The 17849-nt window shown below is 61.7% G+C and carries 14 protein-coding genes; all 14 read left to right on the forward strand.

Features of this window, described 5'->3' with window-relative positions:
- Positions 1 to 103: 103 nt before the first annotated feature.
- The 14 genes from AB4Z10_RS19415 to AB4Z10_RS19480 all read left to right on the forward strand — a co-directional run bounded on the left by AB4Z10_RS19415 (position 104) and on the right by AB4Z10_RS19480 (position 17835).
- On the forward strand, positions 104 to 1675 hold the full coding sequence (locus tag AB4Z10_RS19415; protein WP_441472027.1) for a tyrosine-protein kinase family protein: 1572 nt from the start codon (positions 104 to 106) through the stop codon (positions 1673 to 1675).
- Between the two features lie 51 nt (positions 1676 to 1726).
- Positions 1727 to 2665, forward strand: a complete 939-nt coding sequence (locus AB4Z10_RS19420) for a glycosyltransferase family protein (protein WP_441472028.1) — start codon at positions 1727 to 1729, stop codon at positions 2663 to 2665.
- A 2-nt stretch (positions 2666 to 2667) separates the two neighbouring features.
- A complete protein-coding gene (locus AB4Z10_RS19425) occupies positions 2668 to 3321 on the forward strand; it encodes a PIG-L deacetylase family protein (protein ID WP_441472029.1) in 654 nt (217 codons plus the stop codon).
- A gap of 19 nt (positions 3322 to 3340) precedes the next feature.
- Entirely contained in the window at positions 3341 to 4795 is a 1455-nt protein-coding gene (locus AB4Z10_RS19430) for a lipopolysaccharide biosynthesis protein (RefSeq protein WP_441472030.1), read from the forward strand.
- Positions 4796 to 4979: 184 nt separating this feature from the next.
- A complete protein-coding gene (gene rfbC / locus AB4Z10_RS19435; protein WP_441472031.1) occupies positions 4980 to 5549 on the forward strand; it encodes a dTDP-4-dehydrorhamnose 3,5-epimerase in 570 nt (189 codons plus the stop codon).
- The gene (locus AB4Z10_RS19440; RefSeq protein WP_441472032.1) at positions 5447 to 6916 is read left to right on the forward strand and encodes an NAD(P)H-dependent oxidoreductase; all 1470 of its coding nucleotides are present in this window, start codon (positions 5447 to 5449) and stop codon (positions 6914 to 6916) included. The genes rfbC and AB4Z10_RS19440 overlap by 103 nt, the downstream gene beginning before the upstream one ends.
- Before the next feature lie 96 nt (positions 6917 to 7012).
- A complete protein-coding gene (gene rfbG / locus AB4Z10_RS19445; RefSeq protein ID WP_441472033.1) occupies positions 7013 to 8167 on the forward strand; it encodes a CDP-glucose 4,6-dehydratase in 1155 nt (384 codons plus the stop codon).
- Positions 8168 to 8204: 37 nt separating this feature from the next.
- Positions 8205 to 9545 (forward strand): protoporphyrinogen/coproporphyrinogen oxidase, encoded by a 1341-nt coding sequence (locus AB4Z10_RS19450; protein ID WP_441472034.1) that lies wholly within the window; start codon positions 8205 to 8207, stop codon positions 9543 to 9545.
- The gene (locus AB4Z10_RS19455; protein ID WP_441472035.1) at positions 9542 to 10996 is read left to right on the forward strand and encodes a polysaccharide pyruvyl transferase family protein; all 1455 of its coding nucleotides are present in this window, start codon (positions 9542 to 9544) and stop codon (positions 10994 to 10996) included. Before AB4Z10_RS19450 ends, AB4Z10_RS19455 begins: the two co-directional genes overlap by 4 nt.
- A 1-nt stretch (position 10997) precedes the next feature.
- Positions 10998 to 12032 carry a glycosyltransferase family 2 protein gene (locus AB4Z10_RS19460; RefSeq protein WP_441472036.1) on the forward strand — a complete coding sequence of 345 codons (1035 nt, stop codon included), beginning with the start codon at positions 10998 to 11000 and terminating at the stop codon, positions 12030 to 12032.
- Between the two features lie 783 nt (positions 12033 to 12815).
- Entirely contained in the window at positions 12816 to 13601 is a 786-nt protein-coding gene (locus tag AB4Z10_RS19465; RefSeq protein WP_441472037.1) for a LuxR C-terminal-related transcriptional regulator, read from the forward strand.
- Between the two features lie 496 nt (positions 13602 to 14097).
- Positions 14098 to 15315, forward strand: coding sequence for an ROK family protein (locus tag AB4Z10_RS19470; protein WP_441472038.1), 1218 nt, complete (start codon positions 14098 to 14100; stop codon positions 15313 to 15315).
- Positions 15312 to 16832: a sugar ABC transporter ATP-binding protein gene (locus AB4Z10_RS19475; RefSeq protein WP_441472039.1), complete on the forward strand. Its 1521-nt coding sequence runs from the start codon at positions 15312 to 15314 to the stop codon at positions 16830 to 16832. Before AB4Z10_RS19470 ends, AB4Z10_RS19475 begins: the two co-directional genes overlap by 4 nt.
- The gene (locus AB4Z10_RS19480; RefSeq protein ID WP_441472040.1) at positions 16819 to 17835 is read left to right on the forward strand and encodes an ABC transporter permease; all 1017 of its coding nucleotides are present in this window, start codon (positions 16819 to 16821) and stop codon (positions 17833 to 17835) included. The genes AB4Z10_RS19475 and AB4Z10_RS19480 overlap by 14 nt, the downstream gene beginning before the upstream one ends.
- The last annotated feature ends 14 nt before the right edge of the window (positions 17836 to 17849 follow it).

Genomic DNA, 17849 nt, shown 5'->3' on the forward strand with positions numbered 1-17849 from the left:
TCGCATCACGACGCGACCGCGCCGGCAGGGTGCTTCTCCTCATCCGCAAATCTGTCGAGCCGAACCGGCATCGGAACCGAGGCCCTCTTTTCGATTGAGCCCCATGCTGGACAAGAGCAGCTACCCACCGGTCACAGATAGCACGGAGAGGTCCGACTACCGGATCGATACGCGGCCGCGGCCGTCGTTCGGTCTGGGAAGTCTCCGGAGCCGCAAGCGGCTGCTGGGTATCGGTGCCTTGCTCTGTCTGGCGATCGCCGGCTTCTATGTCGGATCCCGCTCGACGACATACACCGCCTCCAGCCAGGTGCTCGTCTACATCAGGCAGGTCCTGACCGGACCCGATATGGCGGTCCTGCCAGGCCGGGCCGATCTCCCGATGGTCCAGAACCAGATGGAGCTTCTTCGGTCCGGCAACGTGCTGGTCAAGGTCATCGACGAGCTGCAACTGACCAAGGACCCTGAATTCACGGCCGACGGCCGGGCGCCGTCCGAGCCGCAAAAGGCCGATACCGCGCAGTCTTCGGCGGCCGCTGGCCAGAACGGCTCGGCCTATGGCGCAGCGCTGAAAGCGATGAACAGCAAACTCGGTGTTCGCCAGGTCGGAACGAGCCATATGATCACGGTGAGTTTCAAAGCCTCGGACCCCGAGAAGGCCGCTCGCATCGTCAACAGCGTGATCCGTATTTATTTGCAGGAGCGCGGGCGGGCGTCGGATGCGGCTTCGTCGAAGGCGCCAACGCTGCGTGAGCTCTATCAGAGCCTTGGCCCGAGCGCTCAGGTGGTTTCGGAAGCGGAGCCGCCGGTCAAGGCAGACGGACCGCCGGCGATATTGATCCTTGCTGCCGCGGCGTTGTTCGGCCTGGGCGCGGCCGCCGCCGCCGCCATCCTGCTCGACGTGATCAACGATACGATCCGCAGCGCACAACAGATGGAATACGTCCTCGATCTGGAGTGCCTGGGGGTCGTGCCCCGTTTCCAGAGCCTCGGTTCATCGGGCGAGGACACCGCCGCCCGGCATCTGCTCGCATCCGAAGCCCAGGTGTTGCGACGCGTGGCTGCCACGTTGCAGGACACCTCCCTGCGCGGACCGCGGACGATCGGTGTGACGTCGACCTTGCCGGGTGAGGGGGCCACGACGCTTGCCATCGGTCTGGCGAAGATGGCGGCAGCCTCGGGAAAGCGTGTCCTGCTGATCGACGCCGTACCGGAAAACCCCTCTGTCTCGCGCTGGGTTGCGAGCCTCTCGCGCTCTCCGCTCGGTTCTGGAGCAGATCAGGAGACCGAAGTGCTCGGCTGCATCGTCAAGGCGCAGGCAGGGCTGCATGTCCTCCCGCTGGCCGAACGGCCCGAGGGACGGCTCCGTCCAATGCGGCGCGACTTGCTGGACGACATCCTGAGAACTGCGGAAGGCTCCTATGACCTGGTGATCGTCGACATGCCGTCGCTCGTGGCTGGCCCCGAGGTGCGGGCCGCTGCCCAGTCGCTGGATGGCTTCCTGCTCGTCGTGAAATGGGGAGCGACGGAATCCGAGCTTGTCCGGCAGGCTTTTCAATCCACCGGTCAGGCCCGGCCTAAATTTATCGGCACGGTCCTCAACATGGCCGATGAAGCGACGATGAAACGTTATGGATACAGGCGGCCTGAAGAAATGAAGATCGTTACCGCTTCCTGAGATAAGAAAAACCGGGCCACGGTCCGCGGGCTTTTACGGAAGGAGAGTATCATGAAGGTCGTACTCTTTTGCGGTGGTGCCGGCATGCGGCTCCGGGGCTATGTGGATGATGTGCCGAAGCCGATGGTGCAAATCGGCTCGCGCCCCATTCTCTGGCATCTGATGAAGTACTACGCCCATTTCGGTCACAAGGACTTCATTCTCTGCCTGGGCCACAAGGGCTATGCCATCAAGGATTATTTCCTGAAGTATGACGAGTCGATCTCGAACGACTTCGTCTGGTCCCGCGGCGGCCAGAAGATCGACTTCATCAATCGCGATAGCGACGACTGGACGATCACCTTCGTGGAGACCGGCCTGCACGCGACGATCGGTGAACGCCTGAAGGCCGTGCAGCCCTATCTGCGCGGCGAGGAGTATTTCCTCGCGAACTACGGCGACGGTCTCAGCGATCTGCACCTGCCGACGATGATCGAGGAGATGCAGCAGAGCAGCGCAGTTGGCTCCCTGCTTCTCGTGCAGCCGACGGCGAGCTTCGACATCGTCAGGACCGCGCCGGACGGCAAGATCGCCGAGGTGTCGGCGCTGAGCCATTCGGACATCTGGATCAACGGCGGATTCTTCGTCTTCCGGAACGAGATCTTCGACTACATCAATCCCGGCGACGAGCTGGTGCGGGAGCCGTTCGCGCGGCTCATCCAGCAACAAGCCTTGTTGGCGCATAAGTGCACCGGCTTCTGGCAGTGCATGGACACCTTCAAGGACAAGCAGCGCCTTGAGGAACTCAATGACACCAATCCACCGTGGAAGGTGTGGAAGGACTGCGCCGCCGTCTCATACCCCGCGATGACGCAGGTCGCTCCCGCGATACCGCAAGCGGCTCCCGTGATTCCGCAAATGGCTCCCGTGATAACGCAAGCGGCTCCCGTGATGCCGCAAGGGGCTCCCGCCATGCCGCAAGCGGCTCCCACGATGACGCAGGTGGCGTGACCATGCTTCGCCTGAAGCCGGATGGCGGCGGTGCTGCCCCTTTGCAGGTCCTGTGCCTGGGCTGCCACTCCGACGACATTGAGATCGGTTGCGGCGGAACAGTGCTGCAGCTCGCAGCGGAGCGCCCGGACGCGGTGTTCCATTGGGTTGTCTTCAGCGCGAACGGGGTTCGCGCAGCGGAAGCGGAAAACGGGGCGCGACAATTCGTCGACCCCGCCCGCATGAAACGGGTCGTCCTGAAGGACTTTCAGGATGGCTACATGCCTTTCGCCGGAGCCGACATCAAGAATGTCTTCGAAGAGCTCAAGCGAGAGGTGTCGCCGGACATCATCTTCACGCACAACCGTCACGATTCGCATCAGGACCACCGGCTGATCGCCGAGCTGACTTGGAACACGTTTCGCAGTCACCTGATCCTGGAATACGAGATTCCGAAGTATGACGGGGATCTCGGGCAGCCGATCGTCTTCAATGCTCTTTCAGACGATGTCTGCGAAAAGAAAGTCGATCTGATCCTCAATACCTTCAAGTCCCAAAGCAACAAGCATTGGTTTGACCGCTCGACCTTCATGGCACTGATGCGGCTGCGCGGAATGGAATGCAACGCGCCCAGCGGATATGCCGAGGCATTCTATGCCCGGAAGCTGATGCTCTGAACCGGCAATCGAGAACGTCATGCACGATTTGAAGAACAAGACCGTTCGCGCCGGACTTATCAATGTCGGCTCGCGCGGACTCGGCTTCACGGTTCGTATCGGTGCGCTCATGGTTCTCGGGCGATTGCTGACTCCGGACGATTACGGGCTCGTAACCATGGTGACAGCCTTCACGGGCGTGCTGAACATGTTCGGCTGCTTCGGCCTGTTTCAGGCCGCCATTCAGCGCGACACGCTGAGCGAAGACGAGTCGTCGTCGCTGTTTTGGCTGAATCTGACATTTGGCGCAGCACTCACGCTGACGGCCATCGTCGCTGCGCCCCTGGTCAGCGCGTTTTATCGCGAGCCGCGTTTGCTGGCGATCATGGACGTGATCGCCTTCACCTTCGTCATCACGGCGGCGGGCGTTCAACACGGCGTGCTGCTTCAGCGGCGCATGGCGTTCGGGACGTCGGCGAAGATCGAGATCAGCTCGCTCCTGATCGCGACAGCTGTGTCGATCGGGATGGCGGTGAGCGGCTATGGTTATTGGGCGATCGTCTCGATGACCATCACCCTGCCGCTGGCCACGACCATCGGGCTGTGGTTGTCGAGCGGCTGGATCCCCGGCCGGCCGCGGATCGTCGCCGGGCTCCGCTCCATGTTGCGGTTCGGTGTCGGCACAACGTTGATCGGATTTTTGTCCTATATCACCAACAACATCGACAAGCTTCTGCTCGGCCGCGTATGGGGCACGGAGGCGACCGGCCTCTACAGCCGGAGCTTCTACCTGATCAATTTCCCGACCGAGAATCTGAACTCCACCATCGGAGAGGTCGCGTTTGCCGCGCTGTCGCGGACCAAGGGCGATCCCGATCGTTTCCGGCGCTACTTCCTGAAGGGCTATTCGCTGGTGGTGACGCTGACGTTGCCTCTGACGATCGTCTGTACGCTCTTCGCCGATGATCTGATCATCGTCATCCTCGGACCGAAATGGACGAGTGCCGTTGAGATATTCAGGATTCTCGCGCCGACGATCATGGTGTTCGCGATTTCCAGTCCGCTCGGCTGGCTGCTCAATGCGCTCGGCATGGTCAAGCGCGGTGTGCATATCGGGTTGTTCTCTGCCCCGCTCATGATCACGGGCGTGCTGATCGGGCTTCCCTACGGTCCGCGCGGTGTCGCGATGGCGTATTCCACGGTCATGGTGCTCAAGGTGATTCCGATCACCATCTGGGCGCTGTACGGCACCGGGGTTCGATACCGCGAGTTCGTCGGGGCACTGGCGAGCCCGCTGGCCGCAAGCCTGGTCGCGGGAGCGATCGCCTATGTGGTGCATGGACTCGCCGCGCTGGCGCTGTCGCCGGTGTTGCGTCTCATGCTGGATGTCGGCTCGTTCGGCGCAGCCTATGTCGCAGCCCTGCTTCTCATCGCAGGTGAGAAGGCGCTGTATCTCGACCTCTTTCGCGATGCGAGAGCCACGCCCTCCGTCTGATGCAGCTGCGAAATCCGCCTGATTGACCGCCCGTCAAGACGGACTCCGGCATGCCGGGCGGGCGCGGTCGCGAAACTCTCTGATCCATAAAGCAAATCTCTGGCCCGGCGTAGTTCTGCGCCGGAACTCCGGCAATATGTCCGGCATTATTCTTGTATAGGAGCCTGAATTCCAGAGGTGGCGGATGCACTTCGCGAAGACAAGTGTCGATGGGGCGATGGTAATCGACCCCGCTCCGTACGCCGATAGCCGCGGGCGTTTCATGCGCGCCTGGTGCCTCAAGGAATTCGCCGATCAGGGCATGGCGTTCGAGCCTGTCCAGGCGAATATGGGGCTCAGCACGAAGCGCGGGACGGTCCGGGGCATGCACTTCCAGGAAGCGCCTGCCCGAGAGGCCAAGTTGGTGCGCTGCACGCGGGGGGCGATATTCGACGTCGTCCTGGATCTGCGGCCGGAATCGTCGAGCTACGGCGCCTGGTACGGCGTGGTGCTGAGCGGCGACAACGGACGCATGCTCTACCTGCCCGAGGGCTGCGCGCATGGATACCAGACGCTCGAGGCGGATACCGAGATGCACTACATGACCTCGGCCTTCTATGCGCCGGCCGCCGTCAGGGGCGTGCGCTTCGACGATCCGGCCTTCGRCATCGTGTGGCCCTTGGAAGTGACCGAAATTTCAGAGCAGGACCGCAACTGGCCGCCGGCAATACCTGTGCCCAGCCATGTCGCATCTGCTCCGTACGTGACCGTGTGATTGCTTTTGCTGGCGTGATCGGATGGGGGGACCAGGCTATGGCTGTCGATACCGTTTTGCGGGAGCGCGAGGCTGCGGGGCACCCGATCCGCGTGGGAATGGTCGGAGCGGGCGCTACCGGCCGCGCGATCGCTCTCCAGCTTGGCACTCCGGTGCCGGGAATGCGCCTCGTCGCAATCGCTAACCGGACCGTCGCGAATGCTGAGCGGGCATTCCGCGAAGCGGACATCCACGGCTGGAGCCGTGTCTCGTCGGCGTTGGAGGCCGAGCGGGCCATAGCCGGCGGAACGCCGGTTCTGACGGACGATCCGAGCGTGCTGACCGCGTGCAAGGCCATCGACATCATCCTCGAGGTCACCGGGACGGTCGAGGCCGGTGCGTCGGTGGTTCTCGACGCGATCGCGCATCGCAAGCATGTGGTGATGGTCAATGCCGAGCTCGACTCGTTGATTGGCCCCATTCTGAACGAGCGCGCTCGCGAAGCCGGCGTGGTGCTCACCAACACGGATGGCGATGAACCAGGCGTTGCCATGACGCTGCTGCGCTATCTGCGGACGCTCGGGCTGCGGCCGGTTGCCGCCGGCAACATCAAGGGAATGGTTGACTACTATCGGAACCCCGACACGCAGCGGGCCTTCGCCGAAAAGAACGATCAGGATGCCCGCAAGGTCACCTCGTTCGCCGATGCCACGAAGCTGTCGATGGAAACGACGGTGCTGGCCAATGCGACCGGTTTCCGCGTCGGTCGCCGCGGGATGTTCGGACCGGCCTGCAAGGACGTTCGGGAGATCGGAGAACGCCTGCCCGCGGACGCGATGCTTGAGACGGGGCTGGTGGACTATGCTCTGGGCGCGGCGCCCCACACCGGCGCCTTTGTCGTCGTGCACGAAGAGTCGCCGCTGAAGAAGGCTCAGCTCGCCTACTACAAGCTCGGCGAGGGGCCGTTCTACGTCTTCTACACACCGTTCCATCTGCCGCATCTTCAGATCGCCTCGACCATCGGGCGCGCGGTCATCCAGCACGATCCGACCGTGGCGCCGCTGGCGGGACCGGTCTGCGAGGTCGTCACGGTCGCAAAGCGCGATCTGAAGGCCGGCGAACGCCTCGACGGCATCGGCGGGTTCTGCGCATACGGCCTGATCGAGAACGCCGTCGATGCGCGCGCGGCAGACGCGCTGCCGATCGGTCTGTCCGAAAACTGCATTTTGCGGCGCGACCGGAAGAAGGACGACGTCGTCTCGTTCGACGATGTCATCCTGCCGGCAGGGCGCCGGGCCGATGTGCTCTGGCGCGAGCAGCAGCTGCGGTGGCCGATGCGCGAAGTGGAAGCTTCGCCGCATCGTGTCCTCGTCGCGGCGGCCTCGTGACCGGGCAAGTCGCTGCGCGAACAGTCTCACCGGCGCGGAGTTCGGAAGCGCTCAGGAATAACCGGATAACCTTTTTACCGCGGGGCTAGGTCAGTCATGCTGAACCGTTCTTTCTGGCAGAACCGCAAAGTGTTCGTCACCGGACATACGGGCTTCAAGGGCAGCTGGCTGTCGTTGTGGCTGGATGCGCTGGGGGCGGACGTCACGGGCTACGCGCTCGAGCCGCCGTCCGAGCCGAGCCTCTTCGAGCAGGCGAGGGTCGGCGAATGCGTGCGCTCGATCCGTGGCGACGTTCGGGACTACGCCCATCTCAAATCCGCGCTCGCCGAATGCAAGCCCGATGTCGTCATCCACATGGCGGCCCAATCCGTGGTTCGCTACGGCTACGAAGAACCGGTCGAGACCTATGCGACGAACGTCATGGGTACGGTCCATTTGCTGGAGGCGGTGCGCCAGCTCAAGCGTCCGTGCGTCGTCGTCAATGTCACCAGCGACAAATGCTATGAGAACCAGGAATGGGTCTGGGGCTATCGCGAGAGCGACCCGATGGGTGGTCACGACCCGTATTCCAATTCCAAGGGCTGCGCGGAGCTGGTGAACAGCGCCTATCGCGACTCGTATTTCTCGCCGGATACCCTGTCCAAACATGGCGTCGCGCTGGCGAGCGTCCGCGCCGGAAATGCCATCGGAGGCGGCGACTGGACAGCCAACCAGCTCATCCCGGATCTTGTCCGAGCCTTTCTGGGTCGCCGGCCCTGCCGCATCCGCAGCCCCTCGGCAATCAGGCCGTGGCAGTTCGTCATGATGCCGCTCCACGGCTACCTGCTGCTGTGCGAGAGGCTTGCCGAGGACGGAGCCCGCTACGCGTCGGGCTGGAATTTCGGGCCGTTGGAGACGGATGCCAAGCCGGTGTCCTGGATCGTCGACAAGCTCGTGACGCTATGGGGCGAGGGGGCTTCCTGGACGCTCGACGCAGCGGCACATCCCGCCGAAGCGCAGCTGCTGCGCCTTGATACCGCCAAGGCGAGGGCAGCTCTCGACTGGCACCCGGTTCTCCAGCTCGACCAGAGCCTGGCCTGGATCGTCGAATGGTATCACGCGTTTCAGGCGGGGCAGGATCTCCAATCCCTCACGCGCCGGCAGATCGAGCGCTACGAATATCTGCTGCAGGACTATGCCGCCCAGAACGCTCACGCTGCGCGACCGAAAGCAGCCGCTCCGATGCCTATGCTCCCGATGGCCGAAGGTTGACACCGCAACAGCGCGGCAACCCAAAGGACGTGCATCAATGCCAAACGTCGTCGTGCTTGGAACTGGAATGGCCGGCCTCGGTGCAGCACACCGACTCCGGGAAGAAGGCATCACGCCGATCATGTACGACAAGAATTCGTACTATGGCGGCCATACGATGTCGTTTCGTCACGAGCCCGGTTTCGTCTTCGATATCGGACCGCATATTTCCTTCACGAAGGACGAACGCATTCAGGAGCTGTTCGCCGACAGTGTCGACCAGCTCTATGAAACCATCCAGATCAATCTGAACAACTACTGGCGGGGCTACTGGCCGCAACATCCTGTCCAGCTCCACCTGCATGGCCTTCCGGAAGATGTGATCGTGAAGGTGATCGCGGACTTCGTGGAGGAACGGCAAAAACCTGACGGGGCGATCAACAACTATAACGACTGGCTGGTGGCCAGCTTCGGATCGACTTTCGCCGAGCTCTTCCCGAAACAGTATACGCGCAAGTATCATCTCACCACAGCCGAGAACATGAGCACCGATTGGCTGGGGCCGCGTATCTACCGGCCGACGCTGGAAGAAGTGCTTCGCGGCGCGATTTCGGCGTCGTCGCCGAACATTCATTACATCACGCATTTCCGCTATCCGAAGCAGGGCGGATTCGTATCCTATCTGCAGAAATTCGTGCCGTTCGGAAGTATCCAGCTGAATCACGAGCTGGTGTCCGTCAATCCGCAGACGCGCGTGCTCGAATTCTCGAACGGCGTGCGGACGGAATACGACGCCCTGATTTCGTCCGTACCGCTTCCCGACCTCATTCGCATGATCGAGGGGGCGCCGAGCGACGTCCTGGAAGCATCGCGCAAGCTTGCCTGCTCGTCATGCGTTCTGGTCAATATCGGCGTGGATCGTGAGGACATCTCCAGCGCGCATATGTCGTATTTCTACGACGAAGACATTTGCTTCACGCGGCTCGGCTTCCCTCACATGCTTTCCGAGAACAATGCCCCGAAGGGTATGGGGAGCATTCAGGCGGAGATCTATTTCTCTGACAAATACAAGCCATTCACTGGGAAGCCTGACGACTGGGTGCAGCCGGTCATCGACGATCTCCGCCGATGCGGTCTGCTGCGCGACAGCGACCAGGTCGTGTTCAGCACGGCGATGTATCTGCCTTATGCCAACATAATATTCGACCTCGATCGCGCCGCAGCCCTCAAGACGGTCCACGGTTATCTCGATGATATCGGGATCTCATACTGCGGTCGCTATGGCGACTGGGGCTACATGTGGACCGACGAAAGCTTCAAAAGCGGGGAGGCCGCGGCAGCGGCGGCGCTATCGAGATTTGCGGCGTTTCGTGTTCAGCAGCGAGTGCGTTCTGCATGAGCGACAAGATCGACATCTATGTTCGCGCCGCCGAGGCCGTCGATCGACCCTGGTCCGGGCAGCAGGAGAGCTGCGCCAAATCCGCGGATGCAGCGATCCAGAAGCCCAACCGGATCGGGCTTTTGGCGCATTGCGGCACGGGCAATCTGGGCGATGAGGCTTCCATAGCCGCGGTGCTCGATAACATCACGCGCAGGTCCCCCGAGGTCTCCGTCGTCGGCCTCTCGATGGATCCGGCAGACACCACGCGCCGGCACGGAATCCCCTGTGTCGCGATGCGCCAAAGCGTTTTCCCGTTCCAGCAGGAATGGTCATCGGCGTTGCCTCCTGCTGATCCCGGCAGGTTTGCGAGCAGGCTGAAGGCCGCTGCCAAGAAGGCCGGGCCCCTGTTTCTCGTGGCCAAGACAATGAAGGACGTGCTGATCACACGACCCGCTCAATTCATTCGCGAGATCCTGTTTCTAGGGCGTTCGCTTCTTTTTGTCAGCGAACTCGATATGATCATCATCTGCGGAGGAGGGCAGCTCCTCGATTGGGGCGGCCCCTGGGCGTTTCCCTATACGCTGTTCAAATGGATACTTCTCGCCAAGTGCTTGAACGTCAAATGCGTTTTCCTGAACAGCGGTGCAGGTCCGCTGGATTCCTCGCTTAGCCGTTGGTTCGTCAGGCGCACGCTCGACATGGCCGATTATGTGTCTCTGCGAGATCAGGCATCGGGCAAGCTGCTCCGCAAGATCGGCTTCCGGGGCAAGATGAAGGTTGTCGCGGACGCGGTATGGGGGCTTCGGCTGCCTGACCCGCCGGCGACGAAGCCGATCGAGTTGGGAGAAGAGCGCGTGATCGGCATTGGGCCGATGGCCTACGGCGACTCCTCCCGGCATTGGGTCAACGACAATCAAGGCTATCGGCACCTGATCGATAACCTGGTCGAATTTTGCGGCCGAATGCTGGCGCGAGGCTATCGGATCAAGCTCTTCAGCAGCGACATCTGGTTCGATTCCCAGGCGATTGCAGATCTTGATGCGGCGATCCGCAAGAATTGCCCGACCTTGGCGTCGGATCGTGTTACGCGAGAACCTGTCGAAAACATCAACGACATGTTTGCGGCGCTCTCGCATGTGGATTTTTACGTGACATGCCGCTTTCACGGCGTGATATTTGCGTCGTTGTCGAACGTGCCGCCTATCGCTTTGGCGCCGCATCCCAAGGTTACCACTTTGATGGAAAGCTTGGGCTTGGCAGAGTACTGCGTCGAAATTTCCCGATCCGATGCGGAAGGGCTGACGGCTATGGCCGATCGCCTGATAGCCAATATGGACGAGGTCAAGGCTCGTATCGGCAGTCGCGCCGAGCAATTTCGATCGCAGTTAAATCTGCAGTTCGATAATTTGCTCCTGGAAAGCAAAGAAAACTACGCCGAGGGAACGACTTATTCTCAAGAGGGGGCCTAAGATGAACACGAAAGCTGGTCCGCTGGTTAGCGTTGTGACGCCTGTATACAATGGCGGAGAGTTTTTTCGGGAGTGTATCGAAAGCGTCTTGTCTCAGACCTACGAGAACTTCGAATACATCATTCTCAACAATGCCAGCACCGATGGGACGCTCGACATTGCTGAGGAGTATCGTCGGCGGGACAGCCGCATTCGTGTTGTCAGCAATGAAACTCTGTTGCCGATTATAGCAAACCATAACAAGGCGTTTGGCCTGATTTCCGCAGACAGCAAGTATTGCAAAGTGGTCTCGGGTGACGACTGGATCTACCCGGAGTGCCTTGAAAAGATGGTCGGTGTCGCCGAGGAGAATCCGTCGGTAGGGATCGTCGGCGCCTATCAACTGAGCGGTGCCAAAGACATCTGGTACGTTCGGAACGTTGGGTTGCCGTATTCGCAAACCGTGGTTTCGGGTCGAGATATCTGTCGCGCTCACCTGCTCGGGGCGCAGAGAGTGCTGGGAAACCCGACCTCGGTTCTGTATCGGTCAGATCTGATGCGGAATACTGACGAGTTCTTTCCAAATCCGACCCAGGAAGCGGATATCAGTGCCTGCTTGAAGCATCTGCGATATGCGGATTTCGGCTTTGTGCATCAGGTTCTTGCGCACGAGCGAATTCACTACCAGAGGGCAACGACCTCCTCTCTCGAATTCAATGCCTATGTCTCGGCAGAAATCAGCGACTGCCAAGAGTATGGCGACTGGTACTTGACCAAGCGTGAGCGTGAAGAGCGCGTCGGAGAGCTGTTGGATCAGTACTATTCTTATCTTTCTGCCAGTGCTTTCAAATTTAAGGACAAGAAATTCTGGGATTACCATGCGGAGCGCTTGCGAGAGCTTGGGTATCAATTTGATGGGCGTAAGCTTTCTGTCGGTATCGCGGCAAAGGCATTCGATTTGATCCTGAATCCGAAGGAAACGTTCCGGATGCTAAGTGGACGAATTCGTCTGCATTATATGCTGAGAGGTGCGCGCGCGACATCGAAAGGGGGATGACACTCGACCTTGAGGGTGGGCTCAATCTGGCCCGGAGCTCGCTCCGGGCGAGAAAGTTGAGTGTGAAGCACGCCCGGCGCTGCTTCATGGAATCTCGGGCGGGCGGTGTGTTGGGAAACCACGCTGGGCAATTTACGAGATTCTTGGTGGTCGGCATGTTCGGTCGGCGGCCATGTCGCAGATTGAAGAGCCGATTTCGATCGCGCGGAGCGGCATTTTTCTTACGCCCGGGGCCGGATGAGCTTGCAGCTGTCTATGTTGCGGCGACACTGAGCTATCGGCTCAGAGACAGGACTCTAACGCGGGGGACGGTCTGTCATTCATATTTTAGGTTAATCCGCCGCTCTTCAGAATTTAATCGATAAAAAACAATTCGCTATTCGACATTCGATGCGGCATGACGCAAGGGCATCGTCAGTGCGAAGCCTTGGTGCGAGAGTTAATGATTTGCTAATTGGCTTGCCGGCCGTGCGAATTTTAGCTAATAATAAGTTCTGCCGATGCCGACCGTTCGACTCCACGTCGAGCTGATGACTGACACGTTACGGGCATTTCACTGGCTGAAAGTTTCCCTAACGATCTGAGGCGATTAAAAGGCCGATCGAATATCGACCGTCAAAAATTTGCGTCGATGAGTAATTATTCGTCGAATATAGGCGAGATGGATTTCGTTAGAATATAATCTTGCAATTTCGATATATAAAGATTTCCGCTGACGACTAAAGCCGATGCCTGGCCTACCTAGAGGGGATATGAGTTTTCCTGATGGTTCAGGAGGGACGAATGCGGGAGAGTAAAGCGTATGGTATCGTCCTCATCGGAAAATACTCCCTGATGAAAGAGGGCATTGCCCGGGTTTTACTGGAGAAGAATTTTCGTATCCTTTCCTCGGCGTCCTATGAAGAGCAATTGGCGAGCAAGCTTCGTGCCCAGAGGCTCATGTTTCTCATCGCTCACACCAGCGATGACTTCGACCTCGCGGTAGCGGAAATCGAGCTTGTAAAGGACCAGCATCCGGACGTGCCGATCGCTGTTGTCACGGATCACTACGAGCCGAACGAGCCAGCTTTGGCATTCAAGGCCGGGGCCAGCGGCTACCTCGCCAACGTCATTTCCTGCGACTCCTTCGTCAAGTCGATTGAACTGGTGATGCTGGGTGAGACGGTGTTCCCCCCGACGTTCCCGTCATCGACGTCCTCCGTCAAAAAAAATCGCCGCCCTAAAGCCGTCCCCGTTCCCGTCGACGACGAGCCGGTTTTGCCATGCTCTCCACCGGAGAGCGCGGGCGCACCGCTGCTTTCTCCGCGGGAAATGGCGATCTTGCGTTGTCTGATCGAAGGGGACGCCAACAAGTCGATCGCGCGAAAGATCGATATCGCCGAGGCGACCGTAAAGGTCCACGTCAAAGCCATCCTGCGCAAGATCCGGGTTCAGAACCGAACACAGGCTGCGATCTGGGGAATGAACAACGCATTGCAGCTGCAGCCGGCGAACAACAATTCCCAGTTCTCCTCCGCAGATGCGGACAAAACGCTCTTGAAGTCCGCCGTCAGCGTCTATCAGGTCTGATGAGTTCATCAGGGATCGAAGAATAGCCGCTTTTAACGGATCGAAGTCTCCGGGTTTGCCACGGGCGCAAAAACGGAGCCCGGGCCGTCTGAGGGCTTGCAGTCCCTGTGACACTGCATTGGCAGGAGTTTGCGGTGCCGCAATAGCAGTGGCGCAGGAACGTCCGATGCAGCCTGGCCGAGGCCTATTCTGTCAGATCGCAGGCTCCTGCTTCAGCCATCGCGAAGCTTCCGCCTTCGATCAGGCCGGTCCGGCGATCGTGCCCGCTTCGCGCTCTCGATGCATGGACGGCTCGGTTCCTCTGCCCCTTTGGCGGGCTCGTCGAGCATTTCGGCTGCGCCAGCACGAGCAGCCCGATCACATCATCCCGGGGCCCCGCAAGCCCGGGCGATGCCTTCCGTTTCTCTTTTGCCGTAATCTGGCCGAAGTTCGGTCTTGAGCATACGCGGCAGCTTTCCTAGCCTGTTCGGCAATCGGTCGCGACAAGATCGAATGGATGGGGAGGACGGTCATAGCCTTGCCCTGGCACAGGTTGAGCCCGGATGAGCTCGCGCTGCTCGAAGCGACCTTCTGGTCCGGGGGCGTTGCGCGCTATGCGTTGGCCGACACGCTGCAGTTCTCGCGCAGCAAGACCAATGCGCTGGCAGCTGGACTGCTTGATCAGGGCCTGCTCGACGAGGCCGGGGTCCAGCATTCGACCGGCGGGCGCCGCCCCGAGACGCTGCGGGTCAATGGCCGGATCGGCATCCTCGTCGGCGTCGACATCGGCGCGACCAGCCTCGACGTGGCTCTGCTCCAGCCGGACCTTTCGATCATCGCGCGCCATTCGCAGGAGGCCGATGTCGGAGCCGGGCCAGGCCCGATCATGGCCCGGCTGCGCAGCCTGCTGCCCGCGATGCTCGCGCAGAACGGCATCGAGCCGGACCGTGTTCTCGCCATCGGCATCGGCGTGCCCGGCCCGGTCAACTTCGCCATTGGCCAGCTCGTCAATCCGCCGCTGATGCCGGGCTGGGACAGCTACGCGATCCGCGACGATCTCGGCGAGATCACCGATGCCCCGGTCTTCGTCGACAACGACGTGAATCTGATGGCGCTCGGCGTGCTCTGGCGGCAGCGCAAGCAGATCGACAATTTCCTCGTCATCAAGGTCGGCACCGGCATCGGCTGCGGCATCGTCTGCCATGGCGAACTCTATCGCGGCTCGACCGGTTCAGCCGGCGACATCGGCCATATCTGCGCCGATCCTGAGGGGCCGCTCTGCCGCTGCGGCAATCGTGGCTGCGTCGAAGCCATGGCAGCGGCGCCCGCGATCGGGGCGATGGGCACGGAGGCTGCACGGAGCGGACGCAGCCCGGCGCTTGCCGCGAAGCTCGCCGGAAAGGGCAGGGTGGAAGCGATCGATGTCGGCGCGGCCTGCCGCGCCGGTGATGCGGAGGCCGATGCGATCGTGCGGCGCTCCGGCCGGCTGATCGGCCAGGTGCTGGCGGCGCTCGTCAATTTCTACAACCCGTCCCACATCTTCATCGGCGGCGGCGTCGCAGCGATCGGCCCGATGTTTCTTGCCGCCATCCGCCAGAGCGTGAACCAGCGTTCGCTCGCCCTCTCGACCCGCCATCTCGAAATCACTGCCGCCCCGCTCGGCTCCGAGACGGGGTTGATCGGCGCCGGCGTGCTCGCGATGCGCGAGGCCCTGCGCAGCGGGAGCCCGGCATGAGCGGAACGCGGCAGGAGCGGGCGGGTCTCTCGGTCGCCTTTGACGGCATCGTCAAGCGCTTTGGTCCGGTCCAGGTCCTGCACGGCGTCTCCTTCGCGCTCGAGCCCGGCCGTGTCTACGGATTGCTCGGCGAGAACGGCGCCGGCAAGTCGACGCTGATGAAGATACTCGCCGGCTATGAGCAGCCGAGCGAAGGCCTGGTGCTGGTCGACGGAGAACCCGTTTCCTTCTCCGGCTCCCGCGACGCCGAGGCGCGCGGCATCGTGCTGATCCACCAGGAATTCAACCTGGCCGAGGATCTGACGATCGCCGGGAACATCTTCCTTGGCCATGAGCGCCGCAAGGGCTGGTTTCTCGACGAGCGCGTCATGCGCTGCGAAGCTGAAGCCGCGCTCGCGGAGGTCGGTCTTGCCCGCGACCCGGACGAACCGGTGCGCCGCCTGATCGTCGCCGAGAAGCAACTGGTCGAGATCGCCAAGGCGCTCTCGCGCAAGGCACGCCTCCTCATCATGGACGAGCCGACCGCGACGCTGACGCCATCGGAGGTGGCGCGCCTTTTCGGGCTGATCGAGCGGATGAAGGCGCAAGGCGTCACCATCGTCTACATCTCGCATAAGCTCGACGAGGTCGAGCGCATCACCGACGAGGTGGTGGTGATGCGGGATGGCAGGCTGGTCGGCCGCGCACCCACCGCCTCGCTGACCCGCCACGATATGGCGACGATGATGGTGGGCCGCGCGATCTCCGATCTCTTTCCCGATAAGATCGAACCGGACGCCTCGGCCGCGCCGGCGCTGCAGGTCGAGGCCTTCACCGTACCTGGCTGGGCGCAGGATATTTCGTTTGCGGTACGGCCGGGCGAGATTCTCGGCTTTGCCGGGCTGGTCGGGGCTGGCCGCACCGAGCTGTTCGAGGGCATCATGGGGCTGAGGGCCGGCCGCGGCGCGATCCGGCTTGGCGGCAAGGCGATCACGCTGCGCTCGCCGCGCGACGCTGCCCGCAACGGGCTCACCTATCTGAGCGAGGATCGCAAGGGAAAGGGGCTGCACGTCGCCTTTCCGCTGCGTCCGAACCTGACCCTCATGGCATTGGAGCGTTACGCCAAACCTTGGCTCGACCAGGGCGCCGAGCGCGAGGCGCTGAAGACGGCTGTCGCCGAATTTGGCATCCGTACCGGGTCGCTGGAGGTGCGCGCAGGCTCCCTTTCGGGCGGCAATCAGCAGAAGCTGGCGCTCGCCAAGGTGCTCCACCCGCAGCCGAAAGTTCTGGTGCTCGACGAGCCGACGCGCGGTGTCGATGTCGGCGCCAAGCGTGAAATCTACTTCCTGATCCAGAAGCTGGCGGCACAGGGGCTCGCTGTCGTCGTCATCTCCTCGGAGCTGATCGAGCTGATCGGGCTAGCCCATCGCGTCGCGATCATGCGCGAGGGACGGTTGGTGACGACCGTGACCGGCGACGAGATGACGGAAGACACGATGATCGCCTACGCAACGGGAGCGCGCCATGTCGCAGCCTGAGACCTTGCAGGCCGGACCCGCAGCAGCGCGTCGCGAGGCGGGAACGCCGCTGGCCGAGCGCATCGCCAGCATCGGCCCTATCGTCGGCCTTATCCTGCTCTGCGGCCTGGGCGCGCTGCTCAACGGCGACTTCGCCACGCTGGACAACGGCCTCAACGTGCTGACCCGCACCGCCTTCATCGGCATCATCGCGGTGGGGATGTGCTTCGTCATCATCCTCGGCGGCATCGATCTTTCAGTCGGTTCCATGGCGGCACTGATCGCCGGCTGCGTCATCATGTTCATCAACTGGGCGGCAGGCGCACTGGGCTCGCCTCTGCTCGCGGTCTTCTGCGGGGCTGGGCTCGCCGTGCTGCTCGGCGCGGTCTTCGGCCTGATCCATGGCGTGCTGATCGCCAAGGGGCGCATCGAGCCGTTCATCGTCACGCTGGGCACGCTCGGCATCTTCCGCGCTTACCTGACCTATTTCGCCGATGGCGGCGCGCTGACGCTGGAGAACAGCCTCGCAGACATCTACGCACCGGTCTATTACGGCAGCCTCGCCGGCGTGCCCGTACCCGTCATCGTCTTCCTGCTGGTCGCCGTCATCGGCGCGCTGATCCTGAACAAGACGCCCTTTGGCCGCCACGTCCAGGCCATCGGCTCCAACGAGATGGTCGCGCGCTATGCGGCTGTCGATGTCGAGCGGGTGAAGATCCTCACCTACATGCTGCTCGGCATCTGCGTCGGCATCGCCACGCTGCTCTATGTGCCGCGTCTCGGCTCGGCATCGCCGACCACCGGCCTGCTCTGGGAGCTGGAGGCCATCGCCTCGGTCATCGTCGGCGGCGCCGCGCTCAAGGGCGGGCAGGGCAGCATCACCGGCACGGTCATCGGCGCGATCCTGCTCTCTGTGATCAGCAACATCCTCAACCTGACGAGCCTGATCAGCGTCTATCTCAATGCTGCCGTGCAGGGCTTCGTCATCATCACCGTCGCGTTTTTGCAGAAAGGCCGCCGCTGAAGGCGAGCCGGATA

Origin of the sequence: Allobosea sp. RAF48, assembly GCF_052114025.1 — a bacterium.
In the GTDB taxonomy this organism is placed as follows: domain Bacteria; phylum Pseudomonadota; class Alphaproteobacteria; order Rhizobiales; family Beijerinckiaceae; genus Allobosea.

What these genes read in the sequence shown, in the direction of transcription:
- AB4Z10_RS19450 (WP_441472034.1), top strand. Translation starts at nt 8,205, where the DNA reads ATGCCAAACGTCGTCGTGCTTGGAACTGGAATGGCCGGCCTCGGTGCA.
- AB4Z10_RS19465 (WP_441472037.1), top strand. Translation starts at nt 12,816, where the DNA reads ATGCGGGAGAGTAAAGCGTATGGTATCGTCCTCATCGGAAAATACTCC.
- AB4Z10_RS19460 (WP_441472036.1), top strand. Translation starts at nt 10,998, where the DNA reads ATGAACACGAAAGCTGGTCCGCTGGTTAGCGTTGTGACGCCTGTATAC.
- AB4Z10_RS19420 (WP_441472028.1), top strand. Translation starts at nt 1,727, where the DNA reads ATGAAGGTCGTACTCTTTTGCGGTGGTGCCGGCATGCGGCTCCGGGGC.
- AB4Z10_RS19470 (WP_441472038.1), top strand. Translation starts at nt 14,098, where the DNA reads ATGGGGAGGACGGTCATAGCCTTGCCCTGGCACAGGTTGAGCCCGGAT.
- AB4Z10_RS19480 (WP_441472040.1), top strand. Translation starts at nt 16,819, where the DNA reads ATGTCGCAGCCTGAGACCTTGCAGGCCGGACCCGCAGCAGCGCGTCGC.
- AB4Z10_RS19415 (WP_441472027.1), top strand. Translation starts at nt 104, where the DNA reads ATGCTGGACAAGAGCAGCTACCCACCGGTCACAGATAGCACGGAGAGG.
- AB4Z10_RS19475 (WP_441472039.1), top strand. Translation starts at nt 15,312, where the DNA reads ATGAGCGGAACGCGGCAGGAGCGGGCGGGTCTCTCGGTCGCCTTTGAC.
- AB4Z10_RS19425 (WP_441472029.1), top strand. Translation starts at nt 2,668, where the DNA reads ATGCTTCGCCTGAAGCCGGATGGCGGCGGTGCTGCCCCTTTGCAGGTC.
- rfbG (WP_441472033.1), top strand. Translation starts at nt 7,013, where the DNA reads ATGCTGAACCGTTCTTTCTGGCAGAACCGCAAAGTGTTCGTCACCGGA.
- AB4Z10_RS19430 (WP_441472030.1), top strand. Translation starts at nt 3,341, where the DNA reads ATGCACGATTTGAAGAACAAGACCGTTCGCGCCGGACTTATCAATGTC.
- AB4Z10_RS19455 (WP_441472035.1), top strand. Translation starts at nt 9,542, where the DNA reads ATGAGCGACAAGATCGACATCTATGTTCGCGCCGCCGAGGCCGTCGAT.